Annotated in this window: 17 protein-coding genes; 10 read left to right on the forward strand and 7 right to left on the reverse strand. The window is 33.4% G+C overall.

The features are described 5' to 3' along the window. Nucleotides 1-21 precede the first annotated feature (21 nt). Nucleotides 22-1,320 carry an N-acetylmuramoyl-L-alanine amidase gene (locus tag D3P13_RS14235; protein ID WP_117883545.1) on the reverse strand — a complete coding sequence of 433 codons (1,299 nt, stop codon included), beginning with the start codon at nucleotides 1,318-1,320 and terminating at the stop codon, nucleotides 22-24. Between the two features lie 81 nt (nucleotides 1,321-1,401). Between D3P13_RS14235 and kynU the strand changes: the two genes are divergently transcribed. From kynU to D3P13_RS14275, 8 genes are all read left to right on the forward strand, one after another. After that, the gene (gene kynU, locus D3P13_RS14240) at nucleotides 1,402-2,673 is read left to right on the forward strand and encodes a kynureninase (protein WP_117883546.1); all 1,272 of its coding nucleotides are present in this window, start codon (nucleotides 1,402-1,404) and stop codon (nucleotides 2,671-2,673) included. After that, nucleotides 2,666-4,075, forward strand: coding sequence for an FAD-dependent oxidoreductase (locus D3P13_RS14245; protein WP_117883547.1), 1,410 nt, complete (start codon nucleotides 2,666-2,668; stop codon nucleotides 4,073-4,075). Before kynU ends, D3P13_RS14245 begins: the two co-directional genes overlap by 8 nt. Nucleotides 4,076-4,224: 149 nt before the next feature. Beyond that, nucleotides 4,225-4,626, forward strand: a complete 402-nt coding sequence (locus D3P13_RS14250; RefSeq protein ID WP_117883720.1) for a RidA family protein — start codon at nucleotides 4,225-4,227, stop codon at nucleotides 4,624-4,626. A 134-nt stretch (nucleotides 4,627-4,760) separates the two neighbouring features. Beyond that, on the forward strand, nucleotides 4,761-6,203 hold the full coding sequence (locus D3P13_RS14255; protein ID WP_117883548.1) for an aldehyde dehydrogenase: 1,443 nt from the start codon (nucleotides 4,761-4,763) through the stop codon (nucleotides 6,201-6,203). A gap of 102 nt (nucleotides 6,204-6,305) precedes the next feature. Further along, on the forward strand, nucleotides 6,306-7,091 hold the full coding sequence (locus D3P13_RS14260) for an SDR family oxidoreductase (RefSeq protein WP_117883721.1): 786 nt from the start codon (nucleotides 6,306-6,308) through the stop codon (nucleotides 7,089-7,091). 145 nt (nucleotides 7,092-7,236) lie between these two features. Further along, a complete protein-coding gene (locus D3P13_RS14265) occupies nucleotides 7,237-7,770 on the forward strand; it encodes a 3-hydroxyanthranilate 3,4-dioxygenase (protein ID WP_117883549.1) in 534 nt (177 codons plus the stop codon). Nucleotides 7,771-7,911: 141 nt separating this feature from the next. Continuing rightward, a complete protein-coding gene (locus tag D3P13_RS14270; protein ID WP_117883550.1) occupies nucleotides 7,912-8,997 on the forward strand; it encodes an amidohydrolase family protein in 1,086 nt (361 codons plus the stop codon). Between the two features lie 16 nt (nucleotides 8,998-9,013). Further along, nucleotides 9,014-9,466 carry a hypothetical protein gene (locus D3P13_RS14275; protein WP_117883551.1) on the forward strand — a complete coding sequence of 151 codons (453 nt, stop codon included), beginning with the start codon at nucleotides 9,014-9,016 and terminating at the stop codon, nucleotides 9,464-9,466. 107 nt (nucleotides 9,467-9,573) lie between these two features. Here the strand turns inward: D3P13_RS14275 and hppD are convergent, their stop codons facing one another. The 6 genes from hppD to D3P13_RS14305 all read right to left on the reverse strand — a co-directional run bounded on the left by hppD (nucleotide 9,574) and on the right by D3P13_RS14305 (nucleotide 16,003). Further along, nucleotides 9,574-10,734: a 4-hydroxyphenylpyruvate dioxygenase gene (hppD, locus tag D3P13_RS14280; protein WP_117883552.1), complete on the reverse strand. Its 1,161-nt coding sequence runs from the start codon at nucleotides 10,732-10,734 to the stop codon at nucleotides 9,574-9,576. A 9-nt stretch (nucleotides 10,735-10,743) separates the two neighbouring features. After that, nucleotides 10,744-11,910 carry a homogentisate 1,2-dioxygenase gene (locus D3P13_RS14285; protein WP_117883553.1) on the reverse strand — a complete coding sequence of 389 codons (1,167 nt, stop codon included), beginning with the start codon at nucleotides 11,908-11,910 and terminating at the stop codon, nucleotides 10,744-10,746. Nucleotides 11,911-12,149: 239 nt separating this feature from the next. After that, nucleotides 12,150-12,386 carry a NifU family protein gene (locus tag D3P13_RS14290; RefSeq protein WP_117883554.1) on the reverse strand — a complete coding sequence of 79 codons (237 nt, stop codon included), beginning with the start codon at nucleotides 12,384-12,386 and terminating at the stop codon, nucleotides 12,150-12,152. 4 nt (nucleotides 12,387-12,390) lie between these two features. Continuing rightward, nucleotides 12,391-13,533: an Mrp/NBP35 family ATP-binding protein gene (locus D3P13_RS14295; protein ID WP_117883555.1), complete on the reverse strand. Its 1,143-nt coding sequence runs from the start codon at nucleotides 13,531-13,533 to the stop codon at nucleotides 12,391-12,393. A 151-nt stretch (nucleotides 13,534-13,684) separates the two neighbouring features. Continuing rightward, complete coding sequence (locus tag D3P13_RS14300) at nucleotides 13,685-15,283, reverse strand: Ig-like domain-containing protein (RefSeq protein WP_117883556.1); 1,599 nt, start codon at nucleotides 15,281-15,283, stop codon at nucleotides 13,685-13,687. 33 nt (nucleotides 15,284-15,316) lie between these two features. After that, nucleotides 15,317-16,003: a ComF family protein gene (locus D3P13_RS14305; RefSeq protein WP_117883557.1), complete on the reverse strand. Its 687-nt coding sequence runs from the start codon at nucleotides 16,001-16,003 to the stop codon at nucleotides 15,317-15,319. 51 nt (nucleotides 16,004-16,054) lie between these two features. Between D3P13_RS14305 and D3P13_RS14310 the strand changes: the two genes are divergently transcribed. Together D3P13_RS14310 and D3P13_RS14315 are read left to right on the forward strand one after the other, a co-directional pair. Continuing rightward, entirely contained in the window at nucleotides 16,055-16,612 is a 558-nt protein-coding gene (locus D3P13_RS14310) for a class I SAM-dependent methyltransferase (RefSeq protein WP_117883558.1), read from the forward strand. Between the two features lie 86 nt (nucleotides 16,613-16,698). Next, nucleotides 16,699-17,604: a hypothetical protein gene (locus tag D3P13_RS14315; RefSeq protein ID WP_117883559.1), complete on the forward strand. Its 906-nt coding sequence runs from the start codon at nucleotides 16,699-16,701 to the stop codon at nucleotides 17,602-17,604. Nucleotides 17,605-17,671: the final 67 nt, after the last annotated feature.

Here is a 17,671-nt window from a genome sequence, read left to right on the forward strand (position 1 = left end):
AAATTTTAATACGGTTCAAATTTAAGTTTTTATCAGTTTAAAACGGGCTGTTTTATTATCAATATTTAGTTGCAACCAATACACTCCTGATGATAAAAATGATAAATCAATTTCTGCTTTTGATTTCTTAGTGGCATTACCATCTTCAAAAACCATTCTACCTGTTACGTCAAAACATTTTATTACTAACACCTCATTATCCAAAAAAGAAGTCTCAATTGCAATTTTATCTAAAAAAGGATTAGGATAGACTTTCACTTTGTTAAGTAGCTCATCATCTATACCTAATGCCACACAACCGCTAAGAATACCATCAACTTCCGTTCTAATAGTTGGTAACATATCATAAACCTTTTGCCCAGGACATTCTGTACTACCACCATCTCTGTGCCCAGAGATTGTTTGTATATACGATCCTGACGAAGCATGATACTTTGTTGCGATAGGATCTATACCTTTTACACAGGCTTTCCATACCAACAAATTTTTAAGACTATTAATCATTGCGGTTTCTGGGGTAACCGTAGTGTAGGTTCCCATCAAAGACATCCCTGAAGTTCCACCATTATGCCCTGAAAAATGAGCTCCTGTCGTATCATCTTCTCTCCCTTCATAAACATTCCCTTCTTTATCCAGTAAAAAATTATATCCCACATCTGACCAACCGTTAGTATTTACATGATAATTCCAGATAGAACGTACCACTGCAGCCCAATCTGAAGAGGTATTTGCTCCTGCCGTATGATGTACTATTAAAAACTTAACATCTGTAGAACTTGGGTTCGAATTTGGTGGACAATCATTATTGGGACACCAAGAAGCTCTTGTTATTACTGTTGGAGCGGCACAATTACAAGAGGCCAATGTTTTCGTTTTGACAGTATTTAAATTACCACTTTTCTTTTGTGCTTTCGTTTCTAAAAACGCTGTTTCATAGGGATAATAAAAATTGAATTTTATATCATCTAGCGTTGCCTGCTCCTTCAAAATTATTTTTACTTGCGTTTGCTCACTCTTAACATCCAGATAGGCCATGGCATGATACTTATTGACTTCAAAATTGTTTTCATCAACAGGAAACAACTGCCATTCATTATTAATATCCTTATAATAAACAGCTTCAATGGCTTTAGAAATAGCATTACCTGAAACGCGAATAGAAAAAGCTATAAAAGGATTATTGGGAATCTGTTCTACTTTTAAAACATCTGACACATAAGTTTGTTGAAACTGTTTTTCAACCTTAAGCAAGGTCGTTCTAGATTCTTGAGCAATCAAAACAAAACCAAACAAGTAAAATAAGAGTACTATTTTTTTCATAAAACGAAGATATAAAATATATCTAGAAAGCCTAATTAGTTTATAAATTCTTATTTTTGTTTAAATCATAAAACTACAACCTTGTCAGATTATCAATTAGGATTAGAATATGCTAAAACGCAAGATCAGTCAGATGATTTATCTGCGTATCGAAATCAATTTCACATTCCAAAAGACACAAACGGAAACGACCTCATTTATTTTACAGGGAACTCTTTAGGATTACAACCAAAATCAACCATGTCTTATGTTGAAGAAGAACTTAAAGCATGGGCTGAACTAGGTGTTGAAGGGCATACTGAAGGTAAGCATCCATGGTTACATTACCATGAATTTTTAACTGAAAATATGGCAAATATTGTAGGTGCAAAACCCATAGAAGTTATCGTGATGAATACGTTAACAGCAAATCTGCATTTTATGATGGTTTCCTTTTATAAACCCACAAAAACGAAATATAAAATAGTAATTGAAGCAGATGCTTTTCCCTCTGATAAGTTTGCCGTAGAATCGCAATTGCGACATCACGGATTTGATGAAAAAGATGGTATAATTTTATGGAAGCCACGCAAAGGAAATGAATTGGCTAGGTATGAAGATTTAGAAGCTATTTTCGACCTATATGGTGATGAAATAGCTTTGACATTAATTGGTGGCGTTAATTATTATACAGGACAGTATTTTGATTTAAAAAGAATTACATCCTTAGCTCATTTTCACGATTCCATGGTTGGTTTTGACTGTGCCCATGGTGCTGGTAATGTAAAATTAAACCTACATGATTCTGGTGCTGATTTTGCCGTTTGGTGTACTTACAAATATTTAAACTCAGGCCCGGGAAGTCTCGCTGGCTGTTTTGTACACGAACGTCATGCCAATGATAGAGAGTTAAACCGTTTTACAGGCTGGTGGAGCCATAACAAAGAAACACGTTTTAATATGCGTGATGAATTTGATCAATTACCTGGAGCTGAAGGTTGGCAATTAAGCAATCCTCCCATTTTATCTATGGCAGCTATTAGAGCCTCTTTAGATATGTTTGCCGAAGTAGGAATGGATAGATTGGTTGAAAAATCGAAAAAACTAACAGGCTATTTTGAATTTTTAATTGAACAATTAAACAATCCAAATATAAAAATTATAACACCAAAAGATCCCTATGAACGCGGGTGTCAACTATCCATTCAGGTATTAAATGTAGACAAAAAATTGCATCATAAACTCACAGAGAGTGGTGTTGTAAGTGACTGGAGAGAGCCAGATGTTATACGCTGTGCCCCCGTTCCGTTATACAATACATATCTAGATGTATATACTATGGTTGAAAAATTGAAAGAGATACTAAATGACTAAAAAAAATAACATACTCATAGTAGGTGCTGGACTTTGTGGTTCATTACTCGCCTTACGCTTAGGACAACGCGGCTATAACATTAGTGTTTATGAAAAACGACCCGATTTACGTAAAGTTGATATCAGTGCAGGACGCTCCATCAATCTTGCTTTTTCAGATAGAGGTATAAAAGCAATGAAATTGGTGGGTTTAGAAGAAAAGGTTAAACCGCTATGCATCCCAATGAATGGTAGAATGTTGCACGATGTAGCAGGAAATACTGTTTTAGCACCCTATAGCGGTAGAGAACATGAATATATCAATTCCATTTCTCGGGGTGATTTAAATGCCTTGTTACTCGATGAAGCTGAAGCATTACCTAACGTAACCATCTATTTTAATCATAAATCTACTGAGGTTGATTTTGAAAATTCCATAGCTCATTTTTACCAATATGAAACAAAATCTGAGGTTTCGAAAAAAGCAGATATCATTTTTGGAACGGACGGTGCAGGTTCTTCTTTACGAAAAAGTTACTATTTAGGTAAAAAATTCTTATTCAGTTTTAGCCAAGATTATTTGACGCACGGCTATAAAGAATTAAGTATTCTACCTGCCAAAAATGGTGGCTACAAAGCTTTTAAAAATGCCTTACACATTTGGGGAAGAGGCGATTTTATGCTTATTGCATTACCCAATTTAGATGGTAGTTTTACGGTAACCTTATTTTTAAGTTACTCGGAAGGCGAATACAATTTTAACAACTTAACAACTAAAGAGAAAGTACTAGAATTCTTTACAACATACTTTAAAGACGCCTTGGAATTGATGCCAAATCTCATTGATGATTTCTTTGAAAATCCTACATCACCTTTAGGTACGGTAAAATGTTCTCCTTGGCATTATAAAGGAAATACCTTATTAATGGGAGATTCTGCTCATGCGATTGTTCCGTTTTACGGTCAAGGAATGAATGCTTCTTTTGAGGATGTGGTTGAATTTGATAAATACCTTGATGATGCACAAGATTGGGAAAGTATTTTTAAAGCCTTTGAAAAATCGCGAAAAATAGATACCGATGCCATTGCTGATTTAGCCATAGATAATTTTCATGAAATGAAAGGTCACGTAAACAACGCTATCTTTAGAGAAAAGCGTAATTTAGAAATGGCCTTAGAAAAAAACTTTCCAACTGAATATTCTTCAAAATATTCATTAGTTACTTTTAATGAAAATATCGGATATTATAAAGCGATGACCCAAGGAAGAGCACAAGATAAGGCGATGTTAAATATGATTGCAGATCATGACATTTCAATATCCGAAAAAACCTCTAAAGAAGAGTTAGCAATAATTTTAAAAAAGGTACAAACTGAAACAGAAAACATTTTAGAAGAAGACAGGATTGCAAAAAACATGTAAAATCCCACCCCGACCCTCCCAAAGGGAGGGGGATTTAAACGCAAAATTTCCCTATATTTATGTTTAAAATATTAATTCAACAATAAAAACATTCTTAACCACCCAGTTAGGAGTTCCTTCCCTTCGGGAAGGCTAGGATGGGATTTTATATGGATAACAAAGTAACACCTCGAGGAGCATACCCACATACCAAGCGTGTAGGTGATTTTATATTCGTATCTGGTACCAGTTCAAGAAGACCAGACAATACCATTGCTGGTGTTGATATTATTGACGAAATGGGTACAAAACACCTCAACATTGAAGTTCAAACCCGTGAAGTACTAAAAAACATTGAACGAAATTTAGCCAATGAAGGTGCTACTTTAAAAGATATTGTTGATGTTACTACTTTCTTAGTCAACATGAATGACTTTGCAGGTTATAATAAAGCCTATGCTGAATTTTTTAACAAAGAAACGGGACCAACCAGAACAACTGTTGCTGTACATCAATTACCACATCCAGATTTAGTGGTGGAGATTAAGGTAATGGCTTATAAAAAGATTTGAGATTTGAAATAATTACAATTGGTAGGATTGTCCCCTTGAGGATTAGTGAGAAACAAAATGTGTTTTGTTTTGAAGCTACCGAGCGAAGCTCATAGGGGTGTAAAACGTGAGTTTAAAAAAGAAATAAGTTAATAATGACCAAAATCCTAAACTACATCAACGGAAAATTTTCGCCTCCCATTAAAGATAGATGGCTAGATAATTATTGTCCCGCCAATGGTGAAGTTTATGGACAAATTCCCAATTCAACTCAAGCAGATATAGACAATGCTGTTGAAGCTGCGAAAACAGCTTTTGATTCTTGGTCGCAAACTACATTGGACGAACGTAGTAGAATTCTCATTAAAATTTCAGAATTAATAGAAGTCAATTTAGATCGATTTGCAGAAGCAGAGAGTAAGGATAATGGCAAACCTATCTCATTGGCAAAAACAGTAGATATTCCAAGAGCGGCGAGTAATTTTCGTTTTTTTGGAAATGCCATTACGCAGTTTGCAAGTGAGAGTCACGAGAGTGTTGGACAAAACGCCATCAATTATACCTTACGCCAACCAATTGGCGTTGTGGGTTGTATCAGTCCGTGGAACCTTCCACTCTATTTATTTACATGGAAAATTGCCCCTGCTTTAGCTGCTGGTAACTGTGTAATTGCCAAACCAAGCGAAGTCACGCCAATGACCGCTTTTTTACTTGGAGAGATACTAAATGAGGCTGGACTCCCAAAAGGGGTTTTAAATATAGTTCACGGATTAGGAACAACAACTGGGCAAGCTATTGTAGAACATCCTAAAATTAAAGCCATTTCATTTACAGGAGGTACCAAAACAGGAGCAGAAATTGCAAAAATAGCCGCTCCTATGTTTAAAAAATTATCGTTAGAATTAGGAGGGAAAAACCCAAACATCATCTTTGCCGATTGTAATTATACGGAAATGTTAGAAACTACCGTACGCTCTTCATTTGCCAATCAAGGACAAATATGTTTATGCGGTAGTCGCATTTTTGTAGAAGCATCTATTTATGAAAAATTCAAGACGGATTTTATAAATAAAGTAAAAGCATTAAAAGTGGGACACCCTTCCAATTCTGATACGAATATTGGAGCATTGATTTCTAAAGAGCATCTTGAAAAAGTTTTAGATTATATCAACATTTCAAAATCAGAAAACGGAAATGTTTTATGTGGTGGAGAAAAGGTAACCGTCACCGATTATGAAAATGGATATTATTTGGACCCCACAGTTATTGAAATTACAACAAACGATTGTCGGATAAATCAAGAAGAAGTATTTGGCCCTGTGATTACTATTATGCCTTTTAAAAGTGACGATGAAGCTTTACAAATGGCAAATAATGTTAAATACGGGCTATCTGCAACTTTATGGACAAATGATTTGTCTAGAACCATGCGAATGACCAATCAGCTCGAAGCTGGAATAGTTTGGGTAAATACGTGGATGTTACGTGATTTACGAACACCTTTTGGCGGCATAAAAGCCTCGGGAATGGGACGAGAAGGCGGATTTGAAGCCTTACGCTTTTTCACAGAAGCGAAGAATGTGTGTATAAAATATTAGCCCATCTTCCGTCTTCCCGAAGGGAAGGAACTTGGGTGAAACTAAAAATCAAATTATTAATCTAAAATAAAACTCCTTCCCCTTGGGAAGGTTGGGATGGGAATGAACTTAAAATTAGAAAACAAAAATGCATTGGTTTGTGGTAGCACACAAGGAATTGGTAAAGCCTGTGCCATGGCATTGGCAGAATTGGGTGCTAATATTACCTTAGTGGCCAGAAATGAAGAAAAATTAAAACAGGTAGTAGCAGAATTACCAAACACCTATCAAAATCATTCGTATATCGTGGCTGATTTTCAAAACCCTGTAGAATTAGGGCAAAAAGTAGCTCGAAAACTCGCTGAAGTTGACACTTATCACATATTAGTTAACAACACTGGGGGGCCAGCTGGAGGAGCTGCCTTATCCGCAGAGTTATCAGAATTTGAAAGTGCTTTTACACAACATTTAAAAGCGAATCATATATTGGTTCAAACAGTAGTTCCAAAAATGAAAGAAGCTGATTTTGGTAGAATTATTAACATTATTTCAACCTCAGTAAAACAACCGTTGGATGGGTTGGGCGTGAGTAATACCATTAGAGGTGCTGTTGCCAATTGGAGTAAGACCTTAGCTAATGAATTGGGAGAATATGGTATTACCGTAAATAATGTTTTACCTGGAGCAACGGCCACCACCAGATTGACTGAAATAATCAATAATAAAGCGACTAAAACAGGCAGAAAACCTGAAGAAATTTCAAAAGCTATGAAGAATGGTATTCCTGCCAAACGTTTTGCACAACCAGGAGAAATAGCAAATGCCGTCGCTTTTTTAGCTACGGAAGCTGCTAGTTATATCAATGGTATTAATTTACCTGTAGATGGTGGCAGAACGAAATCATTGTAATATCCCATCCTAGCCTTCCCTAAGGGAAGGGAAATTTCGATGCGAAAATTTTGTACATTTATACTTGAAAAACATTGTTTAATAACAACTCAATTTTCCCGTATTGAGTTTCTCCCCTTCGGGGAGATTAAGAGGGGCTTTTATCATGAGCAAATTAGTTTCTCCTTTAAATTTTAAAGAATGGATTGAAGAAAACAGACATTTATTAAAACCACCTGTGGGCAATAAAGTAGTCTGGAAAGATGGTGATTTTATAGTGATGGTTGTAGGAGGTCCAAACAATAGAAAAGATTATCATTACAATGAAACACCAGAATTTTTCTATCAAGTAGAAGGTGATATTGTACTAAAAATTATAGACAATGGCACTCCAAAAGATGTCCACATCAAAGAAGGTGATATTTATTTATTACCACCAAAAGTGCCACATTCTCCTCAACGTGGTGCCAATACTGTAGGCTTGGTAATTGAATACAAACGTCCTGAAGGGATGCGAGATGCCTTACTTTGGTTTTGCGAAAATTGTACTACCAAATTATACGAAGAAGACTTTACCGTAAAAAATATTGAAACCGATATGCCTGTAATTTTTGACACTTATTATACGGACAAAAAGAAACGTTCGTGTCCAAATTGTGGTGAAGTTATGGAGCCACCAAAAAAAGTAAAAATAGAGTAGTGGTAACATTAATGAGATTGCCGCGTCGCATCCATAATTACAACTTATAGATATAATTCGTTTATGCTTCTCGCAATGACAGTATTAATAAAATAATTTAACTAACATTAATAAGATTCCCGAATTCACGGGAATGACATGATGGAAAAAAAACGCAAATTACGTATTAACGGACATTCACACTTACTACCTTATCCAGAGGAAATACCTCAATACATGAAAGATAAGGGTATTTTTTGGGTAGATAAAGACCGGAAATTTATGCTTCAAAAAGATTGGAGCAGACCTGTAACCGATTCTAGTTTCTTCTTACACGAAAAATTAGCTTGGATGGAGCGTTTCAAAATAGACCATGCCGTGGTACTTAATTTGTCACAGTTATACGGAAATGGACTACGTGTTGAAGAAATGAAAAAAGCATTGCGTTTTCAAAATGATTTTAACGCTAAAATTCAACAAGAACATCCTAGTAAATTTACTTGCGGATTTGTAGTACATCCAGGTTTTGTAAAAGGTGCCTGTTGGGAAATTGAACGTTGCGTTGAACAAGGCATGCAATTGCTTTGCTTACCCACACATTATATGGATACTATTGGCACTTGGCGTTGTATTTTTGATGAAGAAAATGAGCCTATTTTTGAATTGGCTAGTAAATTGAATTTAGCGGTGGAAATCCACCCCTATGATGGTGAAAAATTCATTAAATTAGAAAATACATCTTGGCGTTTTCATCTCATTTGGATGCTAGCTCAATGTGCTGATGCGTATCACTTTTTTACTATAAAAGGGTATCAAGAACGATTTCCAAATATGCGAACTTGCTTTGCTCATGGTGGACAGTTAGCACAAATCAACCTAGGAAGACGGATTCAAGGTTTTGATGGTAGACCTGATTTATTTGAAGGTGATTACCATCCTAGAGCTGCTGTTGGACATAAAAACATCTTTTTTGACACCCTAGTGCATGATACAGGTTCTCTGAAATTACTTATAGAAAATCAAGGAGCCAAACAAGTTTTAATTGGCCTAGACGACCCATATCCTTTAGGCGAAATGGAAAGTGTTAAACAATCTTCTTATCCCGGTAAAATTTTAGACTTGGCTATTGATAGAAATATTATTAGTGAAGCAGAAAAGGACGCTATGTGGGAAGATAATGTAATACAATGGTTGTGTGGAGATGATCAAGAGGCTAAAGATAAGTTGGTGAAGAGGATATTGAATTAATTTATTCAAAAAATAGATGTCTTTCTTTAAAAAATTTTTTCCATACAAACCAAAAATGCCAGAGGCATTTATTGAAAAATTCATTAAAGATGCTAAATTAAGGCATCTTCAAATGGAACTTTACTATAACGAAAGAATTATTCTAACTGTCGATAGTCTAAAACATGTTCCTATATGGATTGAAAGAGGCAATGTCGATATCGGAAATTATAAAAATGGCTATGTAGTTTTCATTTTCTTTAACAAGAATAAATTAAGCAAAAACATCTACTACCAAAATTACAAGTTATCTGAAAATTTAGAAATGACAGAATATAAAGGGAAACTAAATTTAATTTATTTACATTTTTTCAAAAGCGATACATCTTCAATCCTAATCTTGGAATATATAAAAAAGGTTGTCGATAATGTTTACAAATTAGGAAATAAAAATCCAGAGATACACTTCAACTTGAGATACTTAAATTGATTATCTGAGTGATTTATAGACAACAATAACCACCCCACCCCGCGGGCACCCCTACTTGAAAAGGAGGGGAATTAAAAGTTTGAACTCTTTCTTTCGGAGTAATGATTTTATAAAGTTCCTCGATTGGCTTGTTCTCTTTCAATCGCTTCAAACAAAGCTTTAAAATTACCAACACCAAAAGATTGTGCTCCTTTACGCTGTATTACTTCAAAAAACATAGTAGGTCTATCCACTACTGGTTTTGTAAACAATTGTAATAAATAACCTTCCTCATCTCTATCAATTAAAATTCCATGCTCTTTTAGCACTTCTACATCTTCATCAATTTCACCAACACGTTCCAGCAAATCATCATAATAGGTATCTGGTACATATAGAAACTCCACACCTCTATCTCGCATTGCTCCTACTGTTTTTACAATATCATTAGTTGCTACGGCAATATGCTGAACCCCCGGTCCATTGTAAAAATCTAAATATTCTTCAATTTGCGATTTCTTTTGACCTTTGGCTGGTTCATTTATGGGGAATTTTATTCTACCATTACCGTTTGACATTACTTTACTCATTAATGCCGTATATTCAGTTGAAATATCATCATCCGTAAAGGAGATGATTTGTGCAAAGCCCATGGTTTTAGCATAAAAATCACACCATTGCTTCATTTCTCCCCATCCCACATTACCTACCATGTGGTCAATAAATTTTAATCCTACAGGTTCTGGGTTGTAATGTGATTCCCATTTTTTATAGCCAGGTAAAAATAGACCCTTGTAATCTTTACGTTCTACAAATACATGAACCGTTTCACCATAGGTATAAATCCCTGACCGAATTACAACTCCATCTTTATCTTCTTCTTTAGTGGGTTTCAAAAATGGCTTCGCTCCTCTTTTGGTAGTTTCATCAAAAGCTTTAGTCGCATCATCAACCCAAAGAGCTACTACTTTCACACCATCACCATGCTCATTTATATGTTCATTAATTACGCCACCCTTAACCAACGAAGTAGTTAACACCAACCTGATCTTATCTTGTTTTAGCACATATGAAACACGGTCTTTTACACCTGTTTCTAATCCCGCATAAGCTTCTGATTGAAACCCGAATGCTGTTTTATAGAAGTGTGCCGATTGCTTGGCATTCCCCACATATAATTCTACATAATCGGTACCCAGTAAAGGCAAAAAATCTTCGGCATCTTCAAATATTTTTTTGATACCATATTCTGTATTTTGTAAATCTTTTAAATTCTTTATATCTGCCATGTTTTCTTTTTAATGATTTTCATCTAGCCAAGAGGTGTGATAATCTCCTGTATCAATTTTTAATGCTTCTTCTGTAACCATGAGCGGTTTAAAAGTATCAACCATAACTGCCAATTCTTCTGTTTTGGTTTGACCAACACTACGTTCCATTGCTCCTGGGTGCGGACCATGAGGAATTCCTGACGGATGCAACGTAATTTGACCAATGCCAATATTATTTCTACTCATAAAATCGCCATCAACATAATACAGCACCTCATCAGAATCAATATTACTATGATTATAAGGAGCTGGAATAGATTGAGGATGATAATCATACAATCTAGGCACAAACGAACAGATTACAAAAGCACTAGTTTCAAAAGTTTGGTGAACAGGTGGCGGCTGATGAATTCGCCCAGTAATTGGCTCAAAATCATGGATTGACAATTTATAAGGATAATTATAACCATCCCAACCCACAACACTAAAGGGATGACCTACATACACATATTCGTGTATCATATCTTGTTTTTTCACTTTGAGGATAAACTCTCCTTTATCCGAAAAAGTTTCCAGTTCACTTGGTGGATGCATATCTCGTTCACAAAAAGGAGAATGCTCTAAATGTTGTCCAAACCAGTTTCGATAACGTTTTGGTGTATAAATAGGATGCTTAGACTCCACAATAAACAATCTATTATCTTCAGTATCAAATTCAATTTGGTAAATCATTCCTCTTGGAATTACCAGGTAATCGCCATATTCAAAATCAATATTCCCAAGAAATGTTCGTAATTTTCCAGACCCCTTATGAATAAACAATACTTCATCTGAATCGGTATTTTTATAAAAATAATCTCTTACTGATTTTTGTGGAGCGGCTAATGCAATATAGCAATCACTATTAGCTAACATTATTTTTCGACTCTCTAAAAAATCGGCTGTTGCTTTAACATTAAAACCATTTAAACTCAATGATTTCATATTTTTTTCCACAGCTATTTTTGGAGAAACATCATAAGATTTCAATACTGCTTTAACTTGCGTTGGTCTATGTGTATGGTACAACAAAGATGACATTCCATCAAAACCAATTGTTCCGAAAAGTTCTTCGTAATAGAAATCACCTGAATCGTTCTTAAAAATGGTGTGTCTTTTAGGAGGTATTTTACCCAATTTATGATATCTAGGCATAATTAAAAATGTTTTAAGTTAAAAAACTCATTTTCAATTGGAAAAAAAAGTCAATATGAGTTCTGTAAAAAGTTTACTTACGAAAAAGTAAACGTCATTCAGGATTTCGCTTCATCAGAAGCTTAAGAAGTACTAATAATTCTGTAAAAGAAGTTTGCATTGTATATACAATTGTTCAAACTCAAAGATAGTGATTATTTTTTTAATGGTTTGAGTCCTAAAATTTTAGGAAGCCAAAATTATTTAACGCTAACCACCTCTTTAATTTGTGGAGCGTATTTTTTAATTGTGGCTTCTACACCATTCTTTAAGGTCATTTGATTAACAGAACAGCCAATACACGCTCCTAATAGCTGAACTTTTACGATATTTTTATCAATTGAAACAAGAGAAATATCTCCACCATCAGACTCTAAAAAAGGCCTAATTTCTGCCAATGCTTTTTCTACTTCGTTTTTTAATTTTTCTGCTGTCATTCTCTTATTTATTTACGGCACTACAACCTGCCATAGTTGTTATTTTAACAACTTCAGTTGGTGGTAAATCGTCATTTCTTTTTACTAGTTGGGTTACCAAATTTTTAGTGATATTTATAAAAGCCTCCTCCAAAGGTGTGTCATTTTGTAACGCAACTGGATGTCCTACATCTCCTGCTTCTCTTATACTCTGTACTAGTGGTACCTCTCCTAAAAATGCTGTTTTTAAATCATCCGCCAAATTTCTAGCTCCATCCTTTCCAAAGATATAATACTTATTATCAGGCAATTCTGCTGGTGTAAAGTAGCTCATATTTTCAACAATTCCTAACACCGGAACGCTAATGTTTTTCTGTTCAAACATCGCTACTCCTTTTTTTGCATCTGCCAAAGCAATCTTTTGCGGTGTACTCACTATTACTGCTCCAGAAATTGGAACTGCCTGAACGATGGATAAATGAATATCACCAGTTCCTGGAGGCAAGTCAATCAACATAAAGTCAAGTTCTCCCCATTCTGCATCAAAAATAAGCTGGTTTAAAGCTTTTGACGCCATTGGTCCTCTCCAAATAACTGCTTGATCAGGTTGTGTAAAAAACCCAAGAGATAATAACTTTACACCATAGCTTTCAATAGGCTTCATTTTAGAGCGTCCATCAACAGTAATGGCAATTGGTTTTTCATCAGCAACATCAAACATTATAGGCATTGATGGTCCATAAACATCGGCATCTAAAACACCAACTTTAAATCCCATTTTTGATAAAGTAATGGCCAAATTAGCAGTAATAGTTGATTTACCAACTCCTCCTTTACCAGAAGCAATGGCAATTATGTTTTGAATTCCTTCAATTTTTTTACCCTTTATTAAATTACTTGGCTTTTTTTCAGGAGCAGGGGCATTCACTTTCACATTGACTTTCACATCAATTTTCTGATAAACACGGTCGTGAATTGCCTTCATTATTTCCACTTCCACTTTTTTCTTAGCCTGTAAAGTAGGATTGCTAATAACCACATCAACAACAACTTCATTGCCAAAAATTACGATATTACCAATAGATTTACTCTCAACTAAACTTTTACCTTCACCAGGTGCCGTAATGCTATCTAACGCATTGTATATATCTTCTTTACTAAATTTCATTTTGCTATAATTTTCTCACTTCTTTATATTCATTCTAAATACAAAGATAGGCTTTAGACTTAACATATTAAAAGAATTTAATGGAACAAATGTTACTTAAATAAGTTGTAAAACTACAGCTATTTAAAATGTAAAATTTTCGTTTTAAATTCTATTCCAAAATAAACGACTCTGGCATTTCCCAATTCGCCCTTACATCATTAGTAAACTCAAGGTATATTACTTTTTCTGGTTGTTCTTTACGCAGAAAATTACCCGTGTCCCATATTTTATTTTCGTTTTCGTCATAAATAACTCTTAGAAAATATTTACCAGGCAATAAATCAATAAAATCGTATTGTTGCTCTTCAATAGCATAGATTTCCTGAACAATTTTTTCTTTACTTGATAGTAACTGAACAATAATTGGAAACTTTTGAACACCTTTTAAAGTGACAAATAACTTACCGTAATCTTCTACTTTTTTCGTGCTAAATTTATATTTTAGAGTATCATTGCTTTGTTCAAAAAAGTTAAAAATAGAATTAGGTAAAATCTCCATCGAATATTTTTGATCGTATTTTTTCTCAAAGTCGAAAATAAGTTCTGATTTATCCTCTGAAATTTTCATGTCATACTTTACTGAAATAGTATCTTGATCGAAAAAATCAATTTTAGTTGTATCTACTGATGCTAATGGTAAATTACTTAAAATTTTTAATTGATTTTTTAACTGAAATTCACTAGAGTTCAACTTTGTTAATCGGAGTGTATCTACTTTTTTTGAACGCAATTTCACAATTACGGTATCTATAACTCTTCTATTAGACACTTTAAATTGAATAGAATCAGCCACACTTCCTTTAAAAAAATAATTCAATGTATCTTTATCTTTTTCAAAACTAGATACACTTTTAAAATCAGGAATAACGCTTAAAGGCTCTATTTTTATGCTGTCTGCTAGGCCTTCATATCCAAACTGTATATGCCCTTTGCTCACTTCAAAAGGTCTTGTAAACCTAAAAGGAAGTATTTCTTTAAATAATTTAATACTATAACTCGAATCTGTTGGTATTGTAATATTCTTTTGTTCAAAACCAATTTTATCCTCTTTAGGATCAAAAGTATAATTTTTAGATTTATCACCTAACGCCATTAGCAAATATTCACCTGCTTTTATATTGGTAATTTCCCAAACAGTAGAATCTAAGGTATTACCTACATAATAGGGTTTTTCCTTATAAATAACTGAATCTTTAAAAGCCTCATTTATTTCATACAGCATTACGGTCACATTCTCATCAGTTTTCTTATTAAAGGCATCTTTTATATTACCATTTATTATAAGAGAATCTATGATAGGTCCTGTTGAAAAAACAAATTTAAAATTATTAAAAATATTACCTTCGTTATTATCGGTTACACTCTGTCCGAAATTAAAGGAATACGTTGTATTTTCTTTTAACGTATCTAAAATTTTTATAGTAATTGTTTTGCTAGCCGTACCTATTGGAGTAATTAAAGGACTGTTCTTTAAAGGAGGTGATATAATTAATTGAGTGTTTACATCTTTCAGCTTCACATATTCATCAAATATTAGCTTTAACTCTTTCCCTTTAAAATTTGTAGAATAATTTGCTGGAAAAGATTTTTCCAATAATGGAGCATCCTCATCCTTATCTCCACCAGTAGGTCTTCCCCTTTTAGCACAATCCGTTAAAAAAAGCACCAAAAGTAAAAGTCCAAAAAGTACAGAAAGTTGTTTCCTCATTGTTTTAATTTGTTGCAAAAGTAAAGAAATAATCTATTCGGTATAAGCCATTGTAACAATACTTATTTTTACATTATTTGATTTTAATATTTGATTAGCACATGCTTCTAAGGTTGCTCCCGTTGTAATAACATCATCTATTAATAACACATGCGTATTATCGAAAAAGTTAGAAGTACTTACATCAAATATTTCTTGTACGTTTTTCCATCGGTCAAAACGTTGTTTTAACGTTTGTGTTTCCGTTTTTGATTTTCGCACTAAAACATCTTCTAAATAAGGTGTTTTTATGATTTCAGACAAACTCAATCCAAAAATAGTCAATTGGTTATATCCTCTTTTCTTAAGTTTTTTTGCATGTAATGGAACGGGAACTATATAATCAACTTTTGGAAACCTTTGACTCTCTTTCAATTGAGCTCCCATCCAATTTCCTAATAGACTACCTATATCTTGCTGACCTCTATATTTTAATTGATAGATAAGTTGTTGAGATACGCCTTTCGTTTTATAATAAAACAATGATGCTCCAAATTCTATAGGCAAACGACCGAAGAAGGCTTTCTCTACTTTATTATCAATTTCAGTAATAAAATCTGTTATTGGGAGCTCAAATCTACATTTTAAACATAAGGTCTCTTCATTTTGTAACAATTGTTCTTTACAACATACACAAATTTTAGGAAAAAATAAGTGATAAATATCTCTAAAAAATCGCATCTTTGACAATTATTCCGTGAATTTAACTGATATTTCACTAAAGATACGATATTGAAAACAAAAAAAGCATTTATAAAAGAAGCCATTAAAAATATTAAAGTTTCTGGTACTGTGGCTCCTAGTTCAAAATATTTAATAAATAAAATGCTAAAAGAAGTTGATTTCACAAAAACAAATGTGATTGTTGAATATGGATCAGGTAATGGTAATTTCACAAAAGAACTTCTTAAAAAATTAAATAAAGACAGTAAATTGATCTCTTTTGAAATTAATGAAAAATTCTATGAACATTTAAAAACATTTAAAGATTCCAGATTAACTGTTTTAAACGAGTCATGTGAAAATATAAAATCGGTTTGCGAAAAATTAAACATTTCAAATATTGATTATTTCGTTTCTAGCTTACCACTCACTAACATTCCTGACAACGTTACAAAGAAAATTCTTGACGAAAGTTATGCTCAACTAAAAGATGATGGCTGCTTCTTACAATATCAATATAGCTTAACCTATTATAAGAAATTTAAAAAAATATATAGCAATGTTGATTTAGAATTTGAAATAAGAAATATACCTCCTGCCTTTATATATAAATGCAAAAAAAGATAACGCTGAATACAATATTTTTCTAAATTTACGTTTTGCTTACATAAGTATTTAACAAACTCTAAATTAAAACTTTAATTATTTTCACTATGGAAGAACAAAAATCATCTTCAAACAAAAAAATTATAATAGGTATATTATTAGCATTGCTTGTCGGGTTAGGTGTTTACACTATGCGTACTACTTCTAAGTTTAAAGCCTCTGAAGAATTCTTGAATCAAGAAAAAGAACAAATCTTAGGTAACTTAACTGCTATGGAAGAAAAATACGACACTGCTATTGCTCAAAACAATTCAATGTCTGAAGAATTAACTATTGAAAGAGATAGAATTATCGCTTTTAAAGATTCTGTTCAAAATCTAAAAAGTACCAACTGGTCATTAATTAGACGTTACCGAGGGAAAATTTCAGATTTAGAAAAAACTAATGAAAGATTAATGAGTGTAGCTGATTCATTATTTTTAGTAAATAATGATTTAACCATTCAAAGAGATAGCATAACAGGTAAGTTAATTGAGCAAACCAATGCAAATGACACTTTGATGGCTCAAAACGTAAATTTATCTGAAAAAGTAAAAATTGGTGGTGCATTAAGGGTTAACTCTGTAGCTGCAATGGCTATGAGATTAAGAGGTAATGGTAAGTATGCAGAAACTACTAAAGCTCAAAAGGCAGAAGCTATTCGTGTAACTTTTAGAATTGAAGGAAACGAAATTGCTACACCTGGTGATAAAACGGCATATATTGTTATTCAAAACCCAAGTGGTAAAGTTTTAAGCGAAAAAGGAACTTTTACCGCCAATGATGGTAAGGAAATGCCATATACTGACACTGATGTTGTTGATTATAAAAATCTTGATAAAGATGTCGTAATGTTTGTAGAAAAGATTCCTCAAAAATTTGTAAAAGGTAATTATACTGTAAAAGTATATGTAGAAGGCAACATTGTAGGTGCTGCTAAATTAGAATTAAAAGATGCCTTTTTAGGTTTGTAAGATTTTAAATTCTAACATAAAAAATTAAAGTGTAACTAGGTAAACTAGTTACACTTTTTTATTTTAG

It is taken from the genome of Aureibaculum luteum, from assembly GCF_003449015.1.
GTDB lineage: Bacteria > Bacteroidota > Bacteroidia > Flavobacteriales > Flavobacteriaceae > Aureibaculum > Aureibaculum luteum.

Bases quoted from the DNA above. Each gene is read 5' to 3' on its own strand.
- D3P13_RS14285 (WP_117883553.1), bottom strand. From the start codon at position 11,910: ATGCCTAGATATCATAAATTGGGTAAAATACCTCCTAAAAGACACACC.
- D3P13_RS14250 (WP_117883720.1), top strand. From the start codon at position 4,225: ATGGATAACAAAGTAACACCTCGAGGAGCATACCCACATACCAAGCGT.
- D3P13_RS14300 (WP_117883556.1), bottom strand. From the start codon at position 15,283: ATGAGGAAACAACTTTCTGTACTTTTTGGACTTTTACTTTTGGTGCTT.
- D3P13_RS14245 (WP_117883547.1), top strand. From the start codon at position 2,666: ATGACTAAAAAAAATAACATACTCATAGTAGGTGCTGGACTTTGTGGT.
- D3P13_RS14265 (WP_117883549.1), top strand. From the start codon at position 7,237: ATGAGCAAATTAGTTTCTCCTTTAAATTTTAAAGAATGGATTGAAGAA.
- D3P13_RS14290 (WP_117883554.1), bottom strand. From the start codon at position 12,386: ATGACAGCAGAAAAATTAAAAAACGAAGTAGAAAAAGCATTGGCAGAA.
- hppD (WP_117883552.1), bottom strand. From the start codon at position 10,734: ATGGCAGATATAAAGAATTTAAAAGATTTACAAAATACAGAATATGGT.
- D3P13_RS14235 (WP_117883545.1), bottom strand. From the start codon at position 1,320: ATGAAAAAAATAGTACTCTTATTTTACTTGTTTGGTTTTGTTTTGATT.
- D3P13_RS14270 (WP_117883550.1), top strand. From the start codon at position 7,912: ATGGAAAAAAAACGCAAATTACGTATTAACGGACATTCACACTTACTA.
- D3P13_RS14260 (WP_117883721.1), top strand. From the start codon at position 6,306: ATGAACTTAAAATTAGAAAACAAAAATGCATTGGTTTGTGGTAGCACA.
- D3P13_RS14305 (WP_117883557.1), bottom strand. From the start codon at position 16,003: ATGCGATTTTTTAGAGATATTTATCACTTATTTTTTCCTAAAATTTGT.
- D3P13_RS14295 (WP_117883555.1), bottom strand. From the start codon at position 13,533: ATGAAATTTAGTAAAGAAGATATATACAATGCGTTAGATAGCATTACG.
- D3P13_RS14255 (WP_117883548.1), top strand. From the start codon at position 4,761: ATGACCAAAATCCTAAACTACATCAACGGAAAATTTTCGCCTCCCATT.
- D3P13_RS14275 (WP_117883551.1), top strand. From the start codon at position 9,014: ATGTCTTTCTTTAAAAAATTTTTTCCATACAAACCAAAAATGCCAGAG.
- D3P13_RS14315 (WP_117883559.1), top strand. From the start codon at position 16,699: ATGGAAGAACAAAAATCATCTTCAAACAAAAAAATTATAATAGGTATA.